The organism is Mycobacterium sp. Soil_C_30 (assembly GCF_057656995.1).
In genome coordinates, this window is sequence record NZ_JBDGJH010000002.1 from 296,508 (window position 1) to 317,371 (window position 20,864).

Below are 20,864 nucleotides of genomic sequence, written 5' to 3' on the forward strand. Positions count from 1 at the left end.
GCCCTGCATGACGAGCACGCACGAAAGCCCCGTCCCGAATCCGCACGCCACTGCGGAACAGGTCGAAGCCGCCCGCCACGACACCAAGCTGGCGCAGGTGCTGTACCACGACTGGGAAGCGGAGTCCTACGACGACAAGTGGTCGATTTCCTACGACCAGCGCTGTGTGGAGTACGCGCGTGGCCGCTTCGACGCGATCGTGCCCGAGGATGTGCAGCGTGAACTCCCGTACGACCGCGCCCTGGAACTCGGCTGCGGTACCGGCTTCTTCCTGCTCAATCTGATCCAGGCCGGGGTGGCCCGGCGCGGTTCGGTGACCGACCTTTCACCGGGCATGGTCAAGGTGGCCACCCGCAACGGCCAGTCACTCGGTCTGGACATCGACGGCCGGGTCGCCGATGCCGAAGGCATTCCCTACGAGGACAATACTTTCGACCTCGTGGTCGGCCACGCCGTCCTGCACCACATCCCCGACGTCGAGCTGTCGCTGCGTGAGGTCGTGCGCGTTCTCAAGCCGGGCGGGCGGTTCGTCTTCGCCGGCGAGCCCACCACGGTGGGCAACACCTACGCACGCCAGCTGTCCACCCTGACCTGGCGCGCGGCCACCAACATCACCAAACTGCCCGGGCTGTCCGGCTGGCGCCGGCCGCAGACCGAACTCGACGAGTCCTCGCGCGCTGCGGCGCTGGAAGCCGTGGTGGACCTCCACACCTTCGACCCCGCCGACCTGGAACGGATGGCGCGCAATGCCGGCGCCGTGGACGTCGAGACCGCCAGCGAGGAGTTCACCGCGGCGATGCTGGGCTGGCCCGTGCGGACGTTCGAGGCCGCGGTGCCGCCCGGCAAGCTGGGCTGGGGCTGGGCGAAGTTCGCATTCGGCAGCTGGACCACGTTGTCCTGGGTGGACGCCAACCTCTGGCGCAACGTCGTGCCCAAAGGCTGGTTCTACAACGTCATGGTCACCGGGGTGAAGCCGTCCTGAACTTCACCCTCGACGACGTCGGTTATCTGACGTCGGACGACGGTGCCGCCGCACTGGCCGAGGTGGATGAGTTCGCGCTGACCGACTTGGTGGCCGATGTCGCCGCGGTGCGCGCCCGCCACGGCGAACACACCCCCGCACTGGTCGAGACCACCCTTCTGCGGCGCCGCGCCCACGCCAAACTGGCGGGTACCGACGGGTGGTTGTTCACCGACGACGCCCTGCAGCAAGCCACCGCCACCACAGTGGCCCGGCACCGGTCGCGGCGGCTGACGGGGCGCGTGGTGCACGATGCGACCTGCTCCATCGGCACCGAGCTCGCCGCGCTCCGGGAAGTCACCGACGAACTCGTCGGCAGTGACATCGACCCGGTACGACTGGCGATGGCCCGGCACAATCTCGGACTGGGCGGCGCACCGCGCCCGCCGCTGTGCCGCGCCGACGCGTTGTATCCGATCACCACCGGCGCTGTCGTCGTCATCGATCCGGCGCGCCGCAGCGGAGGTGCGCGACGGTTCGATCCCACGGCCTACACCCCGCCGCTCGACCGGGTGCTGCAGGTGTACCGCGGCCGCGATCTGGTGGTGAAGTGTGCTCCGGGAATCGATTTCGCCGCCGTGGCCGAGCTCGGCTTCGAGGGCGAGATCGAGGTGACGTCGTTGGGCGGCTCGGTTCGGGAGGCCTGTCTGTGGTCGCCCGGACTGACGGAGCCCGGTATCCGTCGGCGGGCCACCGTGCTCGACACCGGCGAACAACTGACCGATGCCGACCCCGGCGAGTGCGGCGCAGCGGCAGCGGGGCGTTGGATCGTCGACCCCGATGGTGCCGTGGTGCGGGCGGGCCTGGTGCGCCAGTACGGGGCACGGCACCGGCTGTGGCAACTGGACCCTGACATCGCCTACCTCACCGGGGACGTCCTGCCGGAGGGAGTGCGCGGCTTCGAGGTGATCGACCAGCTGCCATTCACGGAAAAGAAGCTGCGCCAAGTGCTTTCCGCACTCGACTGCGGCACTCTGGAGATCCTGGTGCGCGGTGTCGGCGTCGACCCCGATGCGTTGCGCCGCCGGCTGAAGCCGCGAGGCGGGCAGGCCCTGTCGGTGGTGATCACGCGCATCGGCGCGGGACACCTCAGCCGCGCCGTCGCATTCGTCTGCAGGCCGTCCCGCTAGCCACGTAACCTATGGGCGATGCGCACACTGGTAGCCGCCGCTGCGGCTGTGACGACGAGCCTTCTCTGGCCGGCAACCGCGTCGGCCGAGACGCCGCCGGTGTGCGCGCAATTCGGCGGCACACTCGCCGCCGAGCAGATGTGCGAGGTGCACCTCGCAGATCCCCGGTACATGCTCGACATGGTCTTCCCGGTGGACTATCCGGACTGTGCCGCACTGTCGGACTACCTGGCGCAAACTCGAGACGGGTTCGTCAATGTGGCCGAGATGCCGGGCAATTGGAATCTGCCGTACGCCCTGGACATCAAGTCCACCCGCTACAGCGCCGGCGCGGCGGGCACCGGTACCCGGTCGGTGGTGCTGGAGGTGTACCAGAACGTGGGCGGCGCGCACCCCTCCACGTGGTTCAAGGCTTTCACCTACGACGACGCCGCCAAGGCGCCCCTCACCTTCGACACCCTGTTCGCGCCGGGAACCGAACCGCTGGAAGCCATCTATCCCATCGTGCTGCGCACGCTGGCGCAGCAGCTGGGGGAGCCGTCCATCACCCCGCTCGGTGATGGGCTGGACCCGCAGCACTACCAGAACTTCGCGATCACCGACGACGCGGTGCTGTTCTTCTTCGGGCAGGGCGAACTGCTGCCCGAGGCGGCCGGAGCGCTGCAGGCCAGCGTGCCGCGCAGCGCCATCCCGCCGCTGCAGCTCTGACGGAACCGTCCACGTCGGCCAGAGCGATCAGGCCGGAGCGAAGCTGTACACCTGGCCATCACTGGTGGCCGCCACCACCCGGCGGTCGGCGCCGATCGACACACCCACCGGAAACCCTGTCGCCTCGGGCAACGGGTACCGATTGACACTGCGGCCGTCGGCGGGATCGAACACCAGCAGCGCCATGCCGGTGCCATCGCGCACCACGCTGTAGGCCACGTCGCCGGCGCGGCCCGCGGTGGTCAGGGGGGTCACCTCGTCGTCTCGCCACACCTGCTCGCCGCGGTCGCCCTCGTCGCGGACCGCAACCAGGGCGCTTTCGGGGCCGCCGCCGGCGATGATCAGCCCGTCCGGGCCCACCGTGGGCGGTGTCTGGGCCAGGAAACCAAGCGGCTGAGACCATTTCACGGTTCCATCGCCGGCATCGAGAGCCCACAGTTGCCGGTCACGGCCGTTGACGTAGACGGTGTTGCCGTCAGCGGACAACACCGGGGCTCCCAGCACTCCGTCGGTCACGGCGTCACTGGTCCACGCGCGGGCCAGCACCGGGCTCTGCCCGGGCTGGTAACGCAGGCCCACCAGTGTCGCCGCCGGAGCGCCCGGTTGCCAGAGCCCCAGCACGATCATCTGCGACGCCGGGGAGAAGGCCGGGGCCGTCGCGACCGGGCATTCCGGGCCGGACTGCGGGCAGTCGGTCAGACCGCGCTGGGAATCCGTCGGGTCCAGATCCGACACCAGGTCCACCGGATTGCCCTCCACCGAACCGCGATGCGCGTCGAACACCAGCACCTGGCCCAGATGGGTCGCCACCAGCAGCCGGCCGTCGCCCAGAAGCCTTGGCGTCTGCGGCATCCCGATCACCTGGCGGCGCCAGCGGATCCACTGCGTGGTGGGGTAGGAGACCATGACACCGGGCTGACCGACATAGAGGTTGGAGAAGCCGTCGAACAGCGCACTGGTGAATCCGCCGCCGGGGAACAACCGTGTGCACCAGCGTTGCCGGCCGTTGTTGTCGTTCTCCCAGAGCATCAGCGTGCAGCCGGCGGGGCTTTCCGCGTTGGCCGCCAGTTCACCGTTGGAGCCCAGGGCCACCGCGGCACCGAGCTCACCTTTGACCGATCGGGTCCAGCCGAACTCCAGATCCTGGGCGCCGGTGGTCGAGGTGTAGCTGCTGTTGGCGGAGTCGCTGTATTGGGCGGGCCAGCCGGCCCCGGGTGAGATTTCGACCCAGGAGTTCGTGTCACTGCAGCCCGTTGCGACCACCAGCGGCACGACGCCGAGCAGCGCTACCGCCAGCGTGGCGATTCGCCGGTGCAACCTGTTGTCCTCTCTTCCCAGTCATCCCCGAAAGCCCACCGAGGGTAACCCGAACCGGTTACGGCCTCGCGTAGGCTTTCCGGCCATGACGACCATGTGGGGAGCTCCGATCCACAAGCGCTGGCGCGGTTCGCGGCTGCGTGACCCACGTCAGGCCCGCTTTCTGACCCGGGCATCACTGAAATGGGTGCTGGCAAACCGGGCGTACACGCCGTGGTACCTGGTCCGTTACTGGCGGCTGTTGAAGTTCAAACTGGCCAATCCCCACATCATCACCCGCGGCATGGTCTTCCTGGGCAAAGGCGTCGAGATCCAGGCCACCCCGGAGATGTCGCAGATGGAGATCGGCCGGTGGGTGCACATCGGCGACAAGAACACCATCCGCTGCCATGAGGGTTCGCTGCGTATCGGCGACAAGGTGGTCCTGGGCCGCGACAACGTGATCAACACCTATCTCGACATCGAACTCGGCGATTCGGTCCTGATGGCCGATTGGTGCTACGTCTGCGATTTCGACCACAGGATGGACGACATCAACATCCCGATCAAGGACCAGGGCATCGTCAAGGGCCCGGTCCGGATCGGGCCGGACACCTGGGTCGCAGCGAAGGTCACCGTGCTGCGCGACACCTCGGTGGGCCGCGGGTGCGTGCTCGGCGCACACGCCGTCGTCAAGGGCGTCATCCCGGACCATTCGATCGCCGTGGGCGCGCCGGCGAAGGTGGTGAAGAACCGCAAGCTGGCCTGGGACACCTCGGCCGCGCAGCGGGCGGAACTGGCCGCCGCGCTGGCGGACATCGAACGCAAGAAATCCGCGCGCTGACCGACGGAGGTAGATGGGCGACTCTGACGGCACCGGAACCGAACCCGACTATCGGTTCACCCTCGCCAACGAACGCACGTTCCTGGCGTGGCAGCGGACCGCGCTCGGGCTGCTCGCCGCGGCGGTGGCCGTCATCCAGTTCGTCAGCGAGCCGGCGATACCCGGCGGGCGCTACGCGCTCGGTTCGCTGCTGGCGGTGCTGGCGACGGTGACCGCCCTCTCCGGTCTGTGGCGGTGGAAACAGGTCGATCGCGCCATGCGGCACGGAACGGCCCTGCCCCCTCACCCGGTCCCGGTCTATCTGGCCGTCGGGCTCGGTGTCATCGCGCTGCTCGTGCTCGGCGTGGCTGTGGTGAAGCTGGTCTCGGGATGAGCGCCGTCGAGGCGGGGTTGCAGGCGCAGCGCACCTCGCTGGCGTGGACGCGCACCTCGCTCGCGGTGCTGGCCAACGGCGCGTTGCTGATGCTGCACGACATCGCCCACCATCGCGTGGGCTTCGGGTTGGCCGCGGCGGGCGTCGCAGCGGCCGTCGCCGCGCTGACGTACCTGATCGGGGTGCGTCGCCAGCGCATTCTGGCCAGACAGCCACTGCCGGTGGCCATCACCGCGCGCGTCGAGGTGGTGGCCGTCACCGCCGCGGTGGTCATCCTGATCGTGGTGTCGGTGGCGGCGCTGGTGGTCCCGTGATGCGCGTCAGCCCCGAGACGCTCGGTGCCTGGGTGATCAAGTGCAACCCGGCCAAGACCAACCTGACGCCCATGCTCAGATCCGGCTGGGCGACGTCGATGTGGTGTGTCGCCGACAATTACCGGTCCCGGGTGATGGCGCCGGATCAGCGGGTGCTCTTCTGGGTGTCTGCGCACCCGAAGCGGGGAATCTGGGGTGCCGGCCGGATCACCACAGAGCCTGTGCTCGACGGCGGGACACTTCGCGTGACGACGTCCATTCCGCTGTTCGACGAGCCGGTCACCGCGGCGGAACTGAAGGCGATTGCCGGTCTGGAATCGATGGAAGTGTTCCGGGCGCCGCAGCAGTCCAACCCGTCGTGGGTCAGCCGCGACGAGTGGGCCATTCTGGAGCCGTTGCTCTCAGCGGCCCGGTAACGGCTGTTCGACGATGGTGCGCCGGGCATGCGGCTCGCGCTCCCGGCGTTTGGCGCCGAGGTAGACCTGCGCGGTCTCGGATGCCACCGTGGTCCACGAGAAATCGGAGGTCAGTCGGTCCCGCGCCGCGATCGCCTGCTGCTGGGCTGCGTCCGGATGGTCGAGCACCGTGCGTACCGCTGCGGCCAACGCGGTGATATCCCGCGGGGGACACGAGATCCCGGTTTGGCCGCTGAGCACCGCTTCGCCCAGCCCGCCGACATTCGATGTCACCAGCGGTGCCCCGGAGGCGGCCGCCTCCAGCGCCACGATGCCGAACGGTTCGTAGTGGCTGGGCAGTACCACCGCCGCGGCGCGGTGCAGCATGGCGAGCAGCTCTGAGTGATCAACGCGGCCAACGAAGTTCGTTGCCTTGAGCACCTTGTGCTTGCGTGCCTGCTCGCGCAGCCAGCCCAACTGGGTGCCCTCGCCGGCGATGGTCAACGTGGTGCCCGGGTGGGTGCGACGGATGCGCGGGAGTGCGGCGATCGCGTCATGCACGCCCTTCTCGTATTCCAGGCGTCCGACGAACAACAGTTCCGCCGGCCCGGTGCGCACCGGACGTGGAGCGAAAGGCCAACCGGCGGTGTCGATTCCGTTGCGGATGACGCGCACTTCGGAGAGGTCGGGACCGAACAGCTCGGTGATCTCGTCGCTCATCGACGCCGAGCACGTGATCAGCGAATCCGAATCGCGCACCAACCATGACTCCACCGCGTGCACCTGGCGGCTGATCGAGCCCGACACCCAGCCGGAGTGCCGGCCGGCCTCGGTGGCGTGGATGGTGGAAACCAGAGGTACATCGTGGAATTCGGCCAGCGCGATCGCGGGATGGGCCACCAGCCAGTCATGGGCGTGTACGACATCGGGCCGCCACTTGCCCAGTGTCAGCCCGGCGCGCAGCATCGAATGCCCCATCGCCAGCGTCCACGCCATCATGTCGGTGCCGAAGCTGAACTCGTGCGGATCCTGGGCCGCGGCCACCACGCGCACTCCCTCGGTGACCTCGTCGGTGGTGGGGTGGGTGCCCGGGTCGGTGCCCGTGGGATGGCGACTGAGCACCACCACCTCGTGGCCGGCCGCCACCAACTCGGTGGCCAGGTGATGCACGTGCCGGCCCAATCCACCGATCACCACCGGCGGGTACTCCCACGACACCATCAGGATCTTCACGGAACCCGTCCAGGGAGGCGTCGTGCATCCAGGGCGCCGAACAGGCCGTCGGCGCGGTTCCAGTCCTGGGCCAGTCGGGTCGCCGCGTCACGGCGCCCGGAGGCCAGCGCACCGGCGATCTCACGGGTGGCGTGCGCGTGCAGGTGCGCGCGGTACCGGGCGTAATCGGCCGCGGAATCCTTGCTGACCATGAAGGGCCAGTCACTGGAGACCGTCAGGAGGGTCTCCCGCAGGATCTGGTCGGCGATGAAGTCCCGGGCAGGCCGTGCTCCGGGCGCGGTGGCCTGCTCCAGGGCTTTGTCCACGGTACTGAGGGCGGTGTCGACCACCTCGGTGTTGAGCTGCACCAGGTCGGCCACCTGTTCACCAGCCCACACCTGCCAGTCCTTACCCGAACCCCAAGAGCTGGGCGGCAATTCGACGGGGGCACCGACATAACCGGCGGCGTTGGCCTGGCTCAGGGTGCCGACCTGTACGCCGGCGGCAGGTAGGGCGCGCAGCACCCGCTCCAGCCAGAGTGGGCCTTCATACCACCAGTGGCCGAACAATTCGGTGTCGAAGGCGGCGACCACATGAGCCGGCCGGCCGATCCGTTCGCTCTCGGAGATCAGCCGGCGGCGCACGACGCCGACGAAGTCGTCGACGTGGGCGTCCACGGCGGCGTCAGCACGCTGCGGGTCATACGGTGCCTTCTGGTCCGAGGGCACGTTGCGTCCGGTGACGCGAGCGGGTTTGAGCCCGGTGGTGTGGTCGAAGGTGTGGAAGTCGCGGTAGGCGGCGTTGCCGGGGTAACCGGATTTCGGTGACCAGACCCGGTAGCTGACCTGCAGGTCGCGGCCGAACGCGACCACCGGCGACGTGCCGACGGGCCGGCCCAGTGCGGTGTCACCGTGCAGCGAGGGACCGTCGACCATGAAGTGCCCGACTCCGGCTGCCGCGTAACCCTCCTCCATCCCGGGGGCGTACGCGCATTCGGGCGCCCAGATCCCGGTGGGAGTGTGCGCGAAGCGCTGATGGGCGTCGGCCAGGCCTTCCCGCAGTGCGAACTCCCGCAACCGGGGGGTGAGCAGGGGCTGGAATGGATGCGCCAGCGGGCCGCCCAGCAATTCGACGGTGCCGGCGTCGATGAGACTCCGCAGCAACGGGCTCGCGCCGTGACGCCACTGCGTGTCGAAGTCGGCGAGCGCGCGCTCGGCTTCCTGGTACTCGCGAAAACCGAACTCCCGCAAGGCATCCTGGCCGCGTAGGGTGGTGGCTTCCAGGGCGCGTCGCTGCCAGTTGGCCAGCCAGTGCTGCATGCCGTCGAGGCAGTAGGGATCGTCGAGCTGGGCGGTGACCACCGGTGTCAGGCCCAGCGTCACCAGCCCCTGACGGTCTTCGGCGGCCAGGGTGCGCAGGACCCGCAGCAGCGGCAGATAGGACGCCGCCCACGACTGGTAGAGCCATTCCTCGCCGACGGGCCAGCGCCCGTGGTGGGCCAGCCACGGCAGGTGCGTGTGCAGGACCAGGGTGAACAGCCCCGGAACCTCCGGCGGGTCGGGTCGGGTCACGGGCGCACCGCGATCGCCACCAGGTCCAGGCTGGCATCGATGTCGGCGGTTGCGGCCGGCAGCAGGTCGAAGTCGTCGGTGGTCACGGCCGCCACGTCGGCCAGCAGCTCGGCCGGCCACGGTGCGTCTGCCAGTGCCCGCTCGATCTGGGCGTCGATGATGGACCCCCCGTGTCTGGCGTCCAGCTCGCGGAGCCGGGCGCCATGGAAAACACCCCAGACGCCCTCGATGTCGAAGCCACCGGCCTCCAGCAGTTCGGTGAGTTCGCCGGCGTCGAGCTCTCGCGTGTGGAACGGGTTGATCGGAGTGTCGCGACCGGGGGAGAAGGTGATGCGGTTGGGCGTCGACATCATCAGCAGCCCGCCGGGTCGCAACACGCGCCGGCACTCGCCGACGAACTGTGACTGATCCCACAAATGTTCGATCACCTGGAAGTTGACCACAACGTCCACCGACTCGGCGTCCAGCGGCAGCTCGGCCAGATTGCCCTGCAGGGCGCGCACCCGGGGGTACCGGGCCCGAACATGGTTGACCGCGGACTCGTCGTAATCGACACCCACCACCGAGCGGGCCACGGTGGCGAGCAGGTCGGCTCCGTATCCCTCGCCGAAACCGGCTTCGAGCACGTCACGCCCTACGCACCGGTTGGTCAGCCGTTGGTAGACGACCTCGTGACGGCGGAACCAGTAGTTCTCGATGTCGAGGCCGGGCACGGTGCGTTCCCCGGTGAGGGCCAGGCCCTCATCCGGTGTGGAACCTGTTCCAGTTGCGGCGTTACGACCGGCGCCGTCGGTGACAAAGGAGCTCATTGGAAGGCAGGCTAACCCGAAGCCATGTCTTTCCCTAGCCTTCGCGGTTCGGCCAGAGGCGACAGGGGTAAGAATCCGCAGGACGACCCGCTATGGTGAACGAACGGACCACCATAAGTTACCGACTAGTAACATTGCGAGTGGGACGAACCCAGGCTGTAGGCAAGAGGCTCCTCGGCTCCGCCAGACTGCGAAGTCCGGCTGCGTTCGAGGCCCGTCAAGGAGGACGAAACAGAGTCATGACGAACATCGTGGTCCTGATCAAACAGGTCCCTGACACCTGGTCGGAGCGCAAGCTCTCGGAGGGTGACTGGACCCTTGACCGTGAAGCCGCCGACGCGGTGCTCGACGAGATCAACGAGCGCGCGGTCGAAGAGGCGCTGCTGATCAAGGAGAAAGAAGGCGGGGACAGCACTGTCACCGTGCTGACCGCCGGGCCCGAGCGGGCCACCGAGGCCATTCGCAAGGCGCTGTCGATGGGTGCCGACAAGGCCGTGCACGTCAAGGACGAGGGCCTGCACGGCTCCGACATGATCCAGACCGGGTGGGCGTTGGCCCGCGCGCTGGGCACCGTCGAAGGGGTGGAGCTGGTCATCGCCGGTAACGAGGCCACCGACGGGGTGGGCGGCGCGGTGCCGGCCATCATCGCCGAGTACCTGGGTCTGCCGCAGCTGACCCACGTGCGCAAGCTGACGGTCGAGGGGGGCAAGGTCACCGCCGAGCGGGAGACCGACGACGGGGTGTTCACCCTGGAGGCGACGCTGCCGGCCATCGTGAGTGTCAACGAGAAGATCAACGAGCCGCGCTTCCCGTCCTTCAAGGGCATCATGGCCGCCAAGAAGAAGGAAGTCACCACCCTGACGCTGGCCGAGATCGGTGTCGAGGCCGACGAGGTGGGTGTGGCGAATGCGGGTTCGTCGGTGCTGTCGGCCACGCCGAAGCCGCCGAAGACCGCGGGCGAGAAGATCACCGACGAAGGTGAGGGCGGTTCCAAGATCGCCGAGTACCTGGTTGGTCAGAAGCTCATCTAAGACACCCCCTTCCCCCGAGACACATAAGAGGCTCAAGAAAACATGGCTGAAGTACTTGTGCTCGTCGAGCACGCCGAAGGTGCCGTCAAGAAGGTCACCTCCGAATTGATCACCGCCGCCCGGGCATTGGGTGAGCCGTCGGCCGTCGTGGTCGCCGCGCCCGGCACCACCGCGGGGCTGGCCGATGATCTGAAGGCGGCCGGTGCCGCCAAGATCTACGTCGCCGAATCCGACGAGGTGGAGCAGTTCCTGATCACCCCGCAGGTCGATGTGCTGGCCGCGCTGGTGGAGCAGGTCACCCCGGCGGGTGTGCTGCTGGCTGCCAATGCCGACGGCAAGGAGATCGCGGGCCGGTTGGCGGCGCGCATCGGCTCGGGTCTGTTGACCGACGTGGTCGAGGTGCACGAAGGCGGCAAGGGCATCCACTCGATCTTCGGTGGCGCGTTCACCGTCGAGGCCCAGGTCACCGGTGACACCCCGATCATCACGCTGCGTCCGGGTTCGGTGGACGCCGAGCCGGCCGATGGTGCCGGTGAGCAGGTCACCGTCGAGGTGCCCGCCGCGGCCGAGAATGCCACCAAGATCACCAAGCGTGAACCCGCGGTGGCAGGCGACCGTCCCGAGCTCACCGAAGCTTCGGTGGTGGTGGCCGGTGGCCGTGGTGTCGGTAGCGCCGAGAAGTTCAGTGTCGTAGAAGAGTTGGCGGACTCGCTGAATGGTGCGGTGGGCGCCTCCCGTGCGGCGGTGGACTCCGGTTACTACCCGGGTCAGTTCCAGGTGGGGCAGACCGGTAAGACGGTCTCGCCGCAGCTCTACATCGCCCTGGGTATTTCCGGTGCCATCCAGCACCGCGCCGGTATGCAGACCTCGAAGACCATCGTGGCGGTCAACAAGGACGAAGAGGCGCCGATCTTCGAGATCGCCGACCTGGGCATCGTGGGCGACCTGTTCAAGGTCACCCCGCAGCTCACCGAGGCCATCAAGAAGCGCAAGGGCTGACGGCCCGCTACACATTTCGAAGACCCCGGCGCACTCGGTGCGCCGGGGTCTTGTGTTCCCGACGTGTCCGGGTCCGCAAGGGGTGACGGCGATAACTCGTCACCTACCGTGCACAGACATGTCATGCAGAGATTGCCGTGACGCCCAACAGTTCAGCGACCGTGCTGGGTATGAGCACTGCTTCTGTACTCATCCCCGCTGATCAACCTCTTTCGTCAGCGGACACCCCGCGCTACACACTGCTGCTGTCCACCGACCCCGATCTGATCGATGCCGCTCAGCGGCTGCGTTATGACGTGTTCACCTCGGAACCCGGTTTCGCGCTGACCCGTACCGAGGACGCCGACCGGGATGCGGATCGTTTCGACGAGCACTGTGACCACCTGCTGGTCCGCGAAGACAACACCGGTGAACTGGTCGGCTGTTACCGCATGCTGCCGCCGCCGGGAGCCATCGCCGCCGGAGGCCTTTACACCGCAACGGAATTCGATGTCCGGGCGCTTGATCCGCTGCGGCCGTCACTGGTCGAGATGGGCCGAGCCGTGGTCCGGGCCGATCACCGCAACGGTGCGGTGGTGCTGTTGATGTGGGCGGGCATCCTGGCTTACCTGGATCGCAGCGGCTACGACTATGTGACGGGCTGCGTTTCGGTACCCACCCACGGTGAGGGTGCGCCCGGCAGCCACGTCCGCGGGGTCCGCGATTTCGTGGCCCGGCGCCACGCCGCGCCGGCCGAATACACCGTTCGGCCCTACCGCCCGGTGGTGCTCGACGGCAGGACACTCGACGACATCGAACCGCCCGCCCGCCCGACGGTGCCGGCGCTGATGCGTGGTTACCTGCGCCTGGGGGCACAGGTGTGTGGCGAGCCGGCCCACGATCCCGAATTCGGGGTGGGCGACTTCCCGGCCCTGCTCGACAAGCGCAACGCCGACACCCGGTACCTGAAGCGACTGCGATCGATGTCCGCCGCCGAAGGGGCGGTGTCATGAGCAACGAACATGCGTGGCTGCCGCGGGCCTCGTGTGACGAGAGCTGCATGAGTGCCGGCGCCGCCGACGCAGGCCGACGCACGGTGGTGGCGCTGCGCACCACCTTGCGGGTGATGCTGACGCTGGTACTCATCCCGGCGCTGCCGCTGCTGGCGGTCCCGATGCCGGGCCGGTCACATCTGCAACGCGGGTATTGCCGGTTGGTGCTGCGCTGCCTCGGGGTGCGGATCACGGTCTCAGGAGGCCCGATCCGGAATCTGCGCGGCGTGCTGGTGGTCAGCCCGCACGTGTCCTGGGTCGACATCTTCTCCATCGGCGCCGTCATGCCGGGGTCGTTCGTCGCGCGTGCCGACCTCATCGACTGGCCCGCTCTCGGCCGGTTGGCGCGGCTGATGAAGGTGATCCCGATCGAGCGCGCGAGTCTGCGCCGCCTGCCCGACGTGGTGGCCGCCATCGCGGCCCGGCTGCGCGCCGGCCACACCGTGGTCGCCTTCCCCGAGGGCACCACCTTCTGCGGGTTGGCCTACGGAGTGTTCAAGCCCGCGATGTTCCAGGCGGCCATCGACGCCGGCCGGCCTGTGCAACCGCTCCGGCTCAGCTACCACCATCGCGACGGGCGCACGTCGACGGTGCCTGCGTTCATCGGCGATGACACCCTGCTCGGCTCGATTCGCCGCCTCATCGTGGCGCGACGCACCGTCGTCCACGTCCACGTGGAGTCCCTGCAGCTGCCCGTCGGCGACCGCCGGGCCCTGGCCGCACGGTGCGAAACCGCGGTGCGGGGCGGCGGGTCGCGGCCGGACACTGCGCACCGGCACGCGCTGGCCGCCTGAGCCGGGTCTGCGCGGCTGTCAAGGTCGACCTGTCCGGCAGCTATCCTGGACAGGTCATGAGCCCCGCCAAGCCGGTCTATCTCGATCACGCCGCCACCACCCCGATGCACCCTGCTGCCGTCGAGGCCATGACGGCTGTGTTGAGCACCGTCGGTAACGCGTCGTCGCTGCACACATCCGGCCGCACCGCACGCCGGCGGCTGGAGGAGGCGCGCGAATCCCTGGCCGCGTCGGTGGGTGCCCGTCCCTCCGAGGTGATCTTCACCTCCGGCGGCACGGAAAGCGACAACCTGGCGATCAAGGGCATCTACTGGGCGCGCCACGACGCCGAGCCGCAGCGCCGCCGGATCATCACCACGGCTGTCGAACACCACGCCGTGCTCGATGCCGTGGAATGGCTGACCGAGCACGAGGGCGCTCTGGTGACTTTCCTGCCCACCGAGGCCGACGGATCCGTCACGCCCGCGGCCTTGCGCGCCGTGCTCGAAGAGCATGGTTCCGAGGTGGCGCTGGTCAGCATCATGTGGGCCAACAACGAGGTGGGCACGCTCTTCGCGATCGCCGAGCTGTGTGCCGTGGCGGCCGAGTTCGACATCCCGATGCACAGCGACGCGGTCCAGGCCATCGGTCAGGTGCCGGTGAGCTTCGCCGATAGCAGGCTGGCGGCCATGAGCGTGACCGCACACAAGTTCGGCGGGCCCATCGGTGTGGGGGCCCTGCTGCTGCGCCGGGACACCGCCTGTGTGCCGCTGACCCATGGCGGAGGTCAGGAGCGTGACGTGCGTTCCGGCACGGCCGACGTCGCCGGTGCGGTTGCCATGGCCACCGCAGCCAAGGTGGCCGTCGAGTCGATGGACGCCAACAGCGCGCGCCTGCGCCGACTGCGTGACCGGTTGATCGAGGGTGTGTTCGAGGTGATCGACGATGTGGTGCTCAACGGTGCGCGCGAATCGCGGTTGCCGGGTAATGCGCATTTCACGTTCCGTGGTTGCGAAGGTGACTCACTGTTGATGTTGTTGGACGCCAAGGGAATCGAGTGCTCCACGGGCTCGGCGTGTACCGCCGGTGTGGCGCAGGCCTCGCATGTGCTGATCGCGATGGGGGCCGACCCCGAAACCGCGCGCGGATCCATCCGGCTCTCACTCGGGCACACCAGCGTCGAGGCTGATGTCGATGCCGCGTTGGAGGTGTTGCCCGCCGCGGTGGAGCGGGCTCGCCAAGCTGCGTTGGCTGCCTCAGGGCAGGTGCGCTGATGCGGGTTCTCGCAGCGATGAGCGGCGGTGTCGATTCCTCGGTGGCCGCCGCCCGGATGGTCGACGCCGGACACGACGTGGTGGGGGTTCATCTGGCGCTGTCTTCGGCGCCCGGCACACTGCGTACCGGGTCCAGGGGATGCTGCTCCAAGGAAGACGCCTCGGACGCGCGGCGCGTGGCAGATGTGCTCGGAATTCCGTTCTATGTCTGGGATTTCGCAGACAAGTTCAAAGAAGATGTGATCGACGACTTCGTCGAGGCCTATGCCCGCGGTGAGACGCCGAATCCCTGTGTGCGCTGCAATGAGCGCATCAAGTTCTCGGCGCTGTCGGCGCGGGCGCTGGCACTGGGATTCGACGTGGTGGCCACCGGTCACTACGCCCAGCTGTCGGACGGCCGGCTGCGTCGCGCCGTCGACGCGGACAAAGACCAGTCCTACGTGCTGGCGGTGTTGACCGCTGAGCAATTGCGGCACGCCGCGTTCCCGGTGGGGGACACACCCAAGCCGCAGATTCGTGCAGAGGCGGCCCGGCGCGGGCTGCTGGTGGCGGAAAAGCCGGACAGCCATGACATCTGCTTCATTCCGTCCGGTAACACCCAGGCCTTTCTCGGGGCCCGGATCGGTGTGCGCCGTGGCTCGGTGGTCGATTCCAGTGGTGCAGTGCTGGCCGAACACGATGGCGTGCACGGTTTCACGGTCGGGCAACGCAAGGGCCTCGGGATCGCCGGGCCCGGCCCCGACGGCCGGCCCCGCTACGTCACCTCGATCGACGCGGCCACAGGCACCGTCCGCGTCGGCGACGCCGCCGAACTCGAAGTCTGGGAACTCACCGGAGTAGACCCGGTTTTCACCTCGGGCACCGCGTTCACCGGGCCCGTCGAGTGTGAGGTTCAGGTGCGCGCACACGGCGGTATCGCCCCCGTGGTGGCGGAGGTGGTGGATGGCCGCCTTCAGCTGCGGTTGCGCTCTGCGCTGCGTGGTGTGGCGCCCGGGCAGACGATGGTGCTCTACCGGGACGGCGATGAAGTGCTCGCCAGCGCCACCATCACCCGCTGATCGTCACAGGCCGGCGGGCTGCCAGCCGTGCATCGCGGTGTCCAACTGGTCCGGGTTGAGCGCGTCGACCGGCAGTCGTTGCTGGCCACGGTGGCAGCGGATGCCTGCCAGCAGTATTCCGGTGTAGCGGCGCCACAGGTCGGCGTCGATCTCGCCGGCGAACTCGGTGACCGCGCCCGCCAGTAGCCCGAAGATCGGCATATCGGTCGACGACAGCTCCGGTCGTACGTAACCGTCCCGGATGGCTCGATCCACCAGCTCTGACACCCGCGGTGCCAGCCGGTCACGTGCGCAGTCAACGGTCTCACCGCATTTGGCTCTGCTGAAAGCGATCTCACGAACCCCGCGGTTGGTCGCGGTGACCTGACACAGCTGGATCACGAACCACTCGAGGCCGTCCCAGGAGTCCGGCGCGGTCAGTGCCGTGTCGGCGAGCGCGACGAGTTCGTTGATGCTGTCTTCGAAGATGGCCGCGAACAGCGCCTCTTTGCTGGGGAAGCGCCGATACACCGTGCCGACACCGAGGCCGGCGTGGTGGGCCACCTCGTTGAGCGTGGCTTCCAGGCCGCGCGTAGCGCACAGTTCCCGCGCGGCCTCGATGATGCGGCGTCGGTTGCGCTCGGCATCCTTGCGGAGGCTCGATGCCTCCAGATCCCCAGCAGTCATGACGCCGAGTGTACGGACGCCGAACCCGTTCTTGCCCAGGCTGCGCGAGGTTTGTCAAACACAGGGCCCAGATTAGTGATGTGCCTTACGAAATCGCTATAACTGGATTGACTCTATCCACTTGCAGGCTTAGATTTCCCTAAGATCGCATGCCGACTGGTGGCTCGCGGCGTCCCTCACCGAAAGGCACGACCTTGCCTGTAATCGTCGCGTGCGCTCTTCCGGCCGCGAAACCCTTGCGCGGCAACGCCGATCACAGGGAATGGTCCCGATGATCACGGTGGTCAAGCGGGTGTGGCTGCCCGTCTTGGTGGTGGCCGCGGTGGCGATCGGCGCGGTGGCGGTCTCGAATCTCCGTTCGGTCTTCGGCTCGGACGGCGCCATCGTGACCTCGGTGGACGCGGACACCGCCGAGAACTTCAACCCCAAGGTCGTCACGTACGAGGTGTTCGGCACCGGCTCCACCGCGACCATCAACTACGCCGACCTCGACGGCAAGCCGCAGCGCACCGGCCAGGTGAGTCTGCCCTGGTCTCTGACCCTGGAGACGACGCTGCCGTCGGTGATGCCGAACATCATGGCCCAGGGTGACGGTCAATCCATCAGCTGCCGCGTCACCGTCGATGACGAGGTGAAAGACGAAAGGACGGCTGACGGGATGAACGCCGCCACCTACTGCCTGGTGAAGGCAGCATGACAACCATTTCAGACGACGCGCCGACCAGCCCCATGCCGCCGGCGCGACACGCGGCGGTCCGCCGTCCGAAGCTGCCGCGCTTCATCCGGATGTTCGCAGTGCCCATCGTGCTGGCGTGGATCGCCGTAGTCGCGCTGCTCAACACGGTGGTGCCGCAGCTCGAAGAGGTCGGCAAGCTGCGCGCGGTGTCCATGAGCCCCAACGACGCACCGTCGCTAATCGCGACGAAGCACGTCGGCGAGAAATTCCAGGAGTACGACACCAGCAGCTCGGTGATGATCGTCGTCGAAGGCGACGAACCGCTGGGACCGGACGCGCACACCTACTACGACAACATCGTTGCCGAACTCAACGCCGACACCACCCACGTCCAGCACGTCATGGACTTCTGGGGCGACACCCTGACCGCGGCCGGCGCCCAGAGCATCGACGGCAAGGCCGCCTACGTGCAGGTCTACATCGCCGGTGACCAGGGTGAGGCGCTGGCCAACGAGTCGGTGCAGGCGGTACGCGACATCGTTGACAGCAACGAGGCTCCATCCGGTGTGAAGGCATACGTCACCGGACCCGCGGCACTGACCACCGACCAGAACATCGTCGGTGACGCCAGCATGAAAACCATTGAGGGCGTGACCATCGCGATCATCATCGTGATGCTGCTGATCATCTACCGGTCCTTTGTCACGATGCTCGTCACCATGGCGATGGTGTTCATCGGGCTGTTGTCGGCCCGCGGCATCGTGTCATTCCTCGGTTTCTACGAGGTGTTCGGCCTCACCACCTTCGCCACCAGCATGGTGGTGACGCTGGCGATCGCCGCGGCCACCGACTATGCGATCTTCCTGATCGGCCGATACCAAGAGGCCCGCCGATCAGGGATGGACCGAGAATCCGCCTACTACGACATGTTTCACGGCACTGCCCACGTGGTGCTCGCCTCGGGCATGACGATCGCCGGTGCCACGCTGTGTCTGCACTTCACCCGGTTGCCGTACTTCCAGAGCATGGGGATTCCGCTGGCGGTCGGTATGACGATCGTGGTCGCGGCGGCACTCACGCTGGGACCGGCCCTGATCTCGATCGTGACCCGGTTCGGAAAAGTCCTGGAGCCCAAGGGCAATGCCCGTGCCCGCGGTTGGCGCAGGCTCGGCGCGGCGACGGTCCGCTGGCCCGGCGCCATCCTGGTGATGGCCACCGTGCTGTGCATGGTGGGTCTGCTGGCCCTGCCCGGCTACCACACCACCTACAACGACCGGATTTATCTGCCCGACGACGTGCCCGCCAACGTGGGTTACGCCGCAGCCGACCGGCATTTCTCCGATGCCAAGATGAATCCCGATCTGCTGATGGTGGAAGCCGATCACGACATGCGTAACCCCGCCGACTTCCTGGTGATCGAGAAGATCGCCAAGGCGCTGGTCCGGGTGCACGGAATCGCCTCGGTCACCACCATCACCCGGCCGGACGGCAAACCGATCAAACACGCCTCGATCGCGTACACGGTCAGCCAGAGCGGCACCGGACAGCTGATGAACAACGACTTCCAGCAGACCGTGCTGGAGAACACCCTGCAGCAGGCCAATGAGATGCAGGTGACCATCGACTCGATGACCAAGATGCAGAGCATCACCCTCGAGCTGGCCGACGTCACCCGCCGGATGGCCGACAAGATGCAGGACACGTCGACCAACCTCAACGACGTGCGCGATCATCTGGCCGATTTCGACGACCAGTTCCGGCCGCTGCGCAACTACTTCTACTGGGAGCCGCACTGCTTCAACATTCCGATGTGTTGGTCGCTGCGCTCGATCTTCGAGAGCCTCGACGGCATCGGCACCATGTCCGAGGACTTCACCGAACTGGTTCCCGACATCGAGCGGATGGCCCAGCTGACGCCCCAGATGGCGGCCCTGATGCCGGCGATGATCCAGACGATGAAGAATCAGAAGCAGATCATGCTGAATCAGTATCAAGCGCAGAAGATGCAGCAGGACCAGAACATCGCCATGCAGGAAGACAACACGGCGATGGGCGAGGCGTACGACACCGCCCGTAACGACGACACCTTCTACCTGCCGCCGGAGGCCTTCGAGACCGCCGACTTCCAGCGCGGTATGAAGCTCATGATGTCGCCGGACGGAAAAGCAGTGCGCTTCACCGTGTTTCACCAGGGTGATCCATTGACCGAGGACGGCACCGAGCGCATCGAGCCGATGCGCATCGCGGCCGCGGACGCCATCAAGGGCACGCCGCTGGAGGGCTCCACCATCTACGTCGGCGGCAGTGCGGCGACGTACAAGGACATGCAACAGGGCGCCGACTACGACCTGCTCATCGCTGCGGTGGCCTCGCTGATCCTGATCTTCCTGATCATGGTGATCCTGACCCGGGCTGTGGCGGCCGCCGCCGTCATCGTCGGAACTGTGGTGCTGAGCTTGGGAACGTCCTTCGGTCTTTCGGTGCTGCTGTGGCAGCACATCGTCGGAATCCCGTTGGGCTGGATGGTGCTACCGATGTCGGTGATCGTGCTGCTCGCCGTCGGCGCGGACTACAACCTGCTGCTGGTGTCGCGGATGAAGGAAGAGATCCACGCCGGGCTGAACACCGGAATCATCCGGTCGATGGCCGGCACCGGACAAGTGGTGACCGCAGCGGGATTCGTGTTCGCGTTCACCATGATCGGCATGCTCGTCAGCGACATGATCGTGATCGGTCAGGTGGGCAGCACCATCGGCCTGGGCCTGCTGTTCGACACCCTGGTCGTGCGCTCGCTCATGACGCCCTCCATCGCGGCACTGATGGGGCGGTGGTTCTGGTGGCCGTTGCATGTGCGTCCCCGCCCGAAACCGCAGCCATGGCCCAAGCGTGAATTGGTGGAGACCGCATCATGATTCGCACTATGACGGTGGCGGTGTTCGCCGCGTTGGCTCTCGCGTTCGCCCCGGTGGCTGCCGCCGATCCGGATGAGGCGTTCGCCGATCAGTTACACGGGTTCGGGATCTACGGGCAGAAGGATTTCAACGCCTGGATCGGCAAGCTGATGTGCAAGCGCCTGCGCAACGGCCACGACGCGGACGCGTTCGCCTCGGCGAAGTTCGTCCACGATCAGTTGCAGAAGGGCAGCACCACTGATCAGGCCTGGCAGTTCGTCGGTGCCGGCATTCCGATCTACTGCCCGGATCAACTGTTCGTGCTACAAGCCGCCGCCGATCGGAGTGAACGATGAAGCGTCTTCTGGTGGTCGTCGTGGCCGCGTTGTCGGTAGTCCTGGCTGCCCCGGCTTCTGCGGATGCCACCGATGAGTATCCGATCCCGAGTCGGATGCTGAAGACCACCTGCACGGTGGATCAGTACATGGCCGCGGTGCGGGATACCAATCCGGTGTACTACGAGCGCTACATCATCGACTACAACAACAAGTCCCCCGATGTGCAGAAGTGGGCCCGGGACCGCATCAGCTGGTTCTTCTCGATGGATTACGCGGGGCGGCGGGCGTATTCGGAGGAGACCGCCACCAATGCGTTCTACGAGACGTTGGCCTGGAACTGGCCCAACTGGGCCAAGCTGTTCTTCAACAACAAGGGCGTCGTCGCGCACGGCACCGATGTGTGCATGACCTACCCGCCGGTGGACCCGACCGTCTGGACCTGGTAGTCGGTCAT

At 67.2% G+C, this 20,864-nt stretch carries 22 protein-coding genes; 17 read left to right on the forward strand and 5 right to left on the reverse strand.

Annotated elements, in window-relative coordinates; translation table 11 throughout:
* The first annotated feature begins 7 nt into the window (after positions 1-7).
* From AC3A6P_RS04360 to AC3A6P_RS04370, 3 genes are read left to right on the forward strand one after another with little or no spacing between them, the layout of a single operon-like run.
* On the forward strand, positions 8-982 hold the full coding sequence (locus AC3A6P_RS04360) for a class I SAM-dependent methyltransferase (protein WP_487688847.1): 975 nt from the start codon (positions 8-10) through the stop codon (positions 980-982).
* Positions 940-2,151: a class I SAM-dependent methyltransferase gene (locus tag AC3A6P_RS04365; protein WP_487689384.1), complete on the forward strand. Its 1,212-nt coding sequence runs from the start codon at positions 940-942 to the stop codon at positions 2,149-2,151. The genes AC3A6P_RS04360 and AC3A6P_RS04365 overlap by 43 nt, the downstream gene beginning before the upstream one ends.
* A gap of 18 nt (positions 2,152-2,169) precedes the next feature.
* Complete coding sequence (locus tag AC3A6P_RS04370; protein ID WP_487688849.1) at positions 2,170-2,859, forward strand: esterase; 690 nt, start codon at positions 2,170-2,172, stop codon at positions 2,857-2,859.
* A gap of 27 nt (positions 2,860-2,886) precedes the next feature.
* Here AC3A6P_RS04370 and AC3A6P_RS04375 read toward each other — a convergent pair whose 3' ends face one another.
* Positions 2,887-4,176, reverse strand: a complete 1,290-nt coding sequence (locus AC3A6P_RS04375) for an outer membrane protein assembly factor BamB family protein (protein ID WP_487688852.1) — start codon at positions 4,174-4,176, stop codon at positions 2,887-2,889.
* A gap of 85 nt (positions 4,177-4,261) precedes the next feature.
* Here AC3A6P_RS04375 and AC3A6P_RS04380 point away from each other — a divergent pair, with 85 nt between their 5' ends.
* Genes AC3A6P_RS04380 through AC3A6P_RS04395 form a run of 4 tightly spaced genes read left to right on the forward strand, consistent with a single transcriptional unit; the run spans position 4,262 to position 6,102 of the window.
* Positions 4,262-4,999, forward strand: a complete 738-nt coding sequence (locus AC3A6P_RS04380; protein WP_487688854.1) for an acyltransferase — start codon at positions 4,262-4,264, stop codon at positions 4,997-4,999.
* A gap of 13 nt (positions 5,000-5,012) precedes the next feature.
* Positions 5,013-5,372: a YidH family protein gene (locus AC3A6P_RS04385; RefSeq protein ID WP_487688857.1), complete on the forward strand. Its 360-nt coding sequence runs from the start codon at positions 5,013-5,015 to the stop codon at positions 5,370-5,372.
* Positions 5,369-5,686, forward strand: a complete 318-nt coding sequence (locus AC3A6P_RS04390) for a DUF202 domain-containing protein (protein ID WP_487688859.1) — start codon at positions 5,369-5,371, stop codon at positions 5,684-5,686. Before AC3A6P_RS04385 ends, AC3A6P_RS04390 begins: the two co-directional genes overlap by 4 nt.
* Complete coding sequence (locus tag AC3A6P_RS04395; protein WP_487688861.1) at positions 5,686-6,102, forward strand: EVE domain-containing protein; 417 nt, start codon at positions 5,686-5,688, stop codon at positions 6,100-6,102. Before AC3A6P_RS04390 ends, AC3A6P_RS04395 begins: the two co-directional genes overlap by 1 nt.
* Here AC3A6P_RS04395 and AC3A6P_RS04400 read toward each other — a convergent pair.
* Genes AC3A6P_RS04400 through AC3A6P_RS04410 form a run of 3 tightly spaced genes read right to left on the reverse strand, consistent with a single transcriptional unit; the run spans position 6,088 to position 9,673 of the window.
* Positions 6,088-7,314 carry a glycosyltransferase family 4 protein gene (locus AC3A6P_RS04400; protein WP_487688864.1) on the reverse strand — a complete coding sequence of 409 codons (1,227 nt, stop codon included), beginning with the start codon at positions 7,312-7,314 and terminating at the stop codon, positions 6,088-6,090. The two genes, AC3A6P_RS04395 and AC3A6P_RS04400, sit on opposite strands and share 15 nt — an antisense overlap.
* Positions 7,311-8,864, reverse strand: coding sequence for a 1,4-alpha-glucan branching protein domain-containing protein (locus AC3A6P_RS04405; RefSeq protein ID WP_487688867.1), 1,554 nt, complete (start codon positions 8,862-8,864; stop codon positions 7,311-7,313). The genes AC3A6P_RS04400 and AC3A6P_RS04405 overlap by 4 nt, the downstream gene beginning before the upstream one ends.
* A complete protein-coding gene (locus AC3A6P_RS04410; protein WP_487688869.1) occupies positions 8,861-9,673 on the reverse strand; it encodes a class I SAM-dependent methyltransferase in 813 nt (270 codons plus the stop codon). Before AC3A6P_RS04410 ends, AC3A6P_RS04405 begins: the two co-directional genes overlap by 4 nt.
* Positions 9,674-9,912: 239 nt before the next feature.
* Here AC3A6P_RS04410 and AC3A6P_RS04415 point away from each other — a divergent pair, with 239 nt between their 5' ends.
* From AC3A6P_RS04415 to mnmA, 6 genes are all read left to right on the forward strand, one after another.
* A complete protein-coding gene (locus tag AC3A6P_RS04415) occupies positions 9,913-10,704 on the forward strand; it encodes an electron transfer flavoprotein subunit beta/FixA family protein (RefSeq protein WP_487688872.1) in 792 nt (263 codons plus the stop codon).
* Positions 10,705-10,746: 42 nt separating this feature from the next.
* Positions 10,747-11,703 carry an electron transfer flavoprotein subunit alpha/FixB family protein gene (locus AC3A6P_RS04420; RefSeq protein ID WP_487688875.1) on the forward strand — a complete coding sequence of 319 codons (957 nt, stop codon included), beginning with the start codon at positions 10,747-10,749 and terminating at the stop codon, positions 11,701-11,703.
* A gap of 170 nt (positions 11,704-11,873) precedes the next feature.
* Positions 11,874-12,695 (forward strand): GNAT family N-acetyltransferase, encoded by an 822-nt coding sequence (locus AC3A6P_RS04425; protein WP_487688877.1) that lies wholly within the window; start codon positions 11,874-11,876, stop codon positions 12,693-12,695.
* Positions 12,692-13,528, forward strand: a complete 837-nt coding sequence (locus tag AC3A6P_RS04430) for a lysophospholipid acyltransferase family protein (RefSeq protein ID WP_487688880.1) — start codon at positions 12,692-12,694, stop codon at positions 13,526-13,528. Before AC3A6P_RS04425 ends, AC3A6P_RS04430 begins: the two co-directional genes overlap by 4 nt.
* Before the next feature lie 56 nt (positions 13,529-13,584).
* Positions 13,585-14,781: a cysteine desulfurase family protein gene (locus tag AC3A6P_RS04435; RefSeq protein WP_487688882.1), complete on the forward strand. Its 1,197-nt coding sequence runs from the start codon at positions 13,585-13,587 to the stop codon at positions 14,779-14,781.
* Positions 14,781-15,839, forward strand: coding sequence for a tRNA 2-thiouridine(34) synthase MnmA (gene mnmA, locus AC3A6P_RS04440; protein WP_487688885.1), 1,059 nt, complete (start codon positions 14,781-14,783; stop codon positions 15,837-15,839). Before AC3A6P_RS04435 ends, mnmA begins: the two co-directional genes overlap by 1 nt.
* A gap of 3 nt (positions 15,840-15,842) precedes the next feature.
* Here mnmA and AC3A6P_RS04445 read toward each other — a convergent pair whose 3' ends face one another.
* Positions 15,843-16,505: a TetR/AcrR family transcriptional regulator gene (locus tag AC3A6P_RS04445; RefSeq protein ID WP_487688887.1), complete on the reverse strand. Its 663-nt coding sequence runs from the start codon at positions 16,503-16,505 to the stop codon at positions 15,843-15,845.
* Between the two features lie 271 nt (positions 16,506-16,776).
* Here AC3A6P_RS04445 and AC3A6P_RS04450 point away from each other — a divergent pair, with 271 nt between their 5' ends.
* From AC3A6P_RS04450 to AC3A6P_RS04465, 4 genes are read left to right on the forward strand one after another with little or no spacing between them, the layout of a single operon-like run.
* Positions 16,777-17,202 carry an MmpS family transport accessory protein gene (locus tag AC3A6P_RS04450; RefSeq protein WP_487688889.1) on the forward strand — a complete coding sequence of 142 codons (426 nt, stop codon included), beginning with the start codon at positions 16,777-16,779 and terminating at the stop codon, positions 17,200-17,202.
* The gene (locus tag AC3A6P_RS04455; RefSeq protein WP_487688891.1) at positions 17,199-20,093 is read left to right on the forward strand and encodes an MMPL/RND family transporter; all 2,895 of its coding nucleotides are present in this window, start codon (positions 17,199-17,201) and stop codon (positions 20,091-20,093) included. Before AC3A6P_RS04450 ends, AC3A6P_RS04455 begins: the two co-directional genes overlap by 4 nt.
* Complete coding sequence (locus AC3A6P_RS04460; RefSeq protein ID WP_487688894.1) at positions 20,090-20,428, forward strand: DUF732 domain-containing protein; 339 nt, start codon at positions 20,090-20,092, stop codon at positions 20,426-20,428. The genes AC3A6P_RS04455 and AC3A6P_RS04460 overlap by 4 nt, the downstream gene beginning before the upstream one ends.
* The gene (locus tag AC3A6P_RS04465) at positions 20,425-20,856 is read left to right on the forward strand and encodes a DUF5078 domain-containing protein (RefSeq protein WP_487688897.1); all 432 of its coding nucleotides are present in this window, start codon (positions 20,425-20,427) and stop codon (positions 20,854-20,856) included. Before AC3A6P_RS04460 ends, AC3A6P_RS04465 begins: the two co-directional genes overlap by 4 nt.
* Positions 20,857-20,864: the final 8 nt, after the last annotated feature.

Excerpts from the sequence above, each read along its gene's own strand:
- AC3A6P_RS04380 (WP_487688854.1), top strand. The coding sequence starts at position 4,262 with ATGACGACCATGTGGGGAGCTCCGATCCACAAGCGCTGGCGCGGTTCG.
- AC3A6P_RS04450 (WP_487688889.1), top strand. The coding sequence starts at position 16,777 with ATGATCACGGTGGTCAAGCGGGTGTGGCTGCCCGTCTTGGTGGTGGCC.
- AC3A6P_RS04445 (WP_487688887.1), bottom strand. The coding sequence starts at position 16,505 with ATGACTGCTGGGGATCTGGAGGCATCGAGCCTCCGCAAGGATGCCGAG.
- mnmA (WP_487688885.1), top strand. The coding sequence starts at position 14,781 with ATGCGGGTTCTCGCAGCGATGAGCGGCGGTGTCGATTCCTCGGTGGCC.
- AC3A6P_RS04370 (WP_487688849.1), top strand. The coding sequence starts at position 2,170 with ATGCGCACACTGGTAGCCGCCGCTGCGGCTGTGACGACGAGCCTTCTC.
- AC3A6P_RS04385 (WP_487688857.1), top strand. The coding sequence starts at position 5,013 with ATGGGCGACTCTGACGGCACCGGAACCGAACCCGACTATCGGTTCACC.
- AC3A6P_RS04465 (WP_487688897.1), top strand. The coding sequence starts at position 20,425 with ATGAAGCGTCTTCTGGTGGTCGTCGTGGCCGCGTTGTCGGTAGTCCTG.
- AC3A6P_RS04360 (WP_487688847.1), top strand. The coding sequence starts at position 8 with ATGACGAGCACGCACGAAAGCCCCGTCCCGAATCCGCACGCCACTGCG.
- AC3A6P_RS04430 (WP_487688880.1), top strand. The coding sequence starts at position 12,692 with ATGAGCAACGAACATGCGTGGCTGCCGCGGGCCTCGTGTGACGAGAGC.
- AC3A6P_RS04435 (WP_487688882.1), top strand. The coding sequence starts at position 13,585 with ATGAGCCCCGCCAAGCCGGTCTATCTCGATCACGCCGCCACCACCCCG.
- AC3A6P_RS04410 (WP_487688869.1), bottom strand. The coding sequence starts at position 9,673 with ATGAGCTCCTTTGTCACCGACGGCGCCGGTCGTAACGCCGCAACTGGA.
- AC3A6P_RS04455 (WP_487688891.1), top strand. The coding sequence starts at position 17,199 with ATGACAACCATTTCAGACGACGCGCCGACCAGCCCCATGCCGCCGGCG.
- AC3A6P_RS04395 (WP_487688861.1), top strand. The coding sequence starts at position 5,686 with ATGCGCGTCAGCCCCGAGACGCTCGGTGCCTGGGTGATCAAGTGCAAC.
- AC3A6P_RS04390 (WP_487688859.1), top strand. The coding sequence starts at position 5,369 with ATGAGCGCCGTCGAGGCGGGGTTGCAGGCGCAGCGCACCTCGCTGGCG.
- AC3A6P_RS04420 (WP_487688875.1), top strand. The coding sequence starts at position 10,747 with ATGGCTGAAGTACTTGTGCTCGTCGAGCACGCCGAAGGTGCCGTCAAG.
- AC3A6P_RS04415 (WP_487688872.1), top strand. The coding sequence starts at position 9,913 with ATGACGAACATCGTGGTCCTGATCAAACAGGTCCCTGACACCTGGTCG.
- AC3A6P_RS04460 (WP_487688894.1), top strand. The coding sequence starts at position 20,090 with ATGATTCGCACTATGACGGTGGCGGTGTTCGCCGCGTTGGCTCTCGCG.
- AC3A6P_RS04425 (WP_487688877.1), top strand. The coding sequence starts at position 11,874 with ATGAGCACTGCTTCTGTACTCATCCCCGCTGATCAACCTCTTTCGTCA.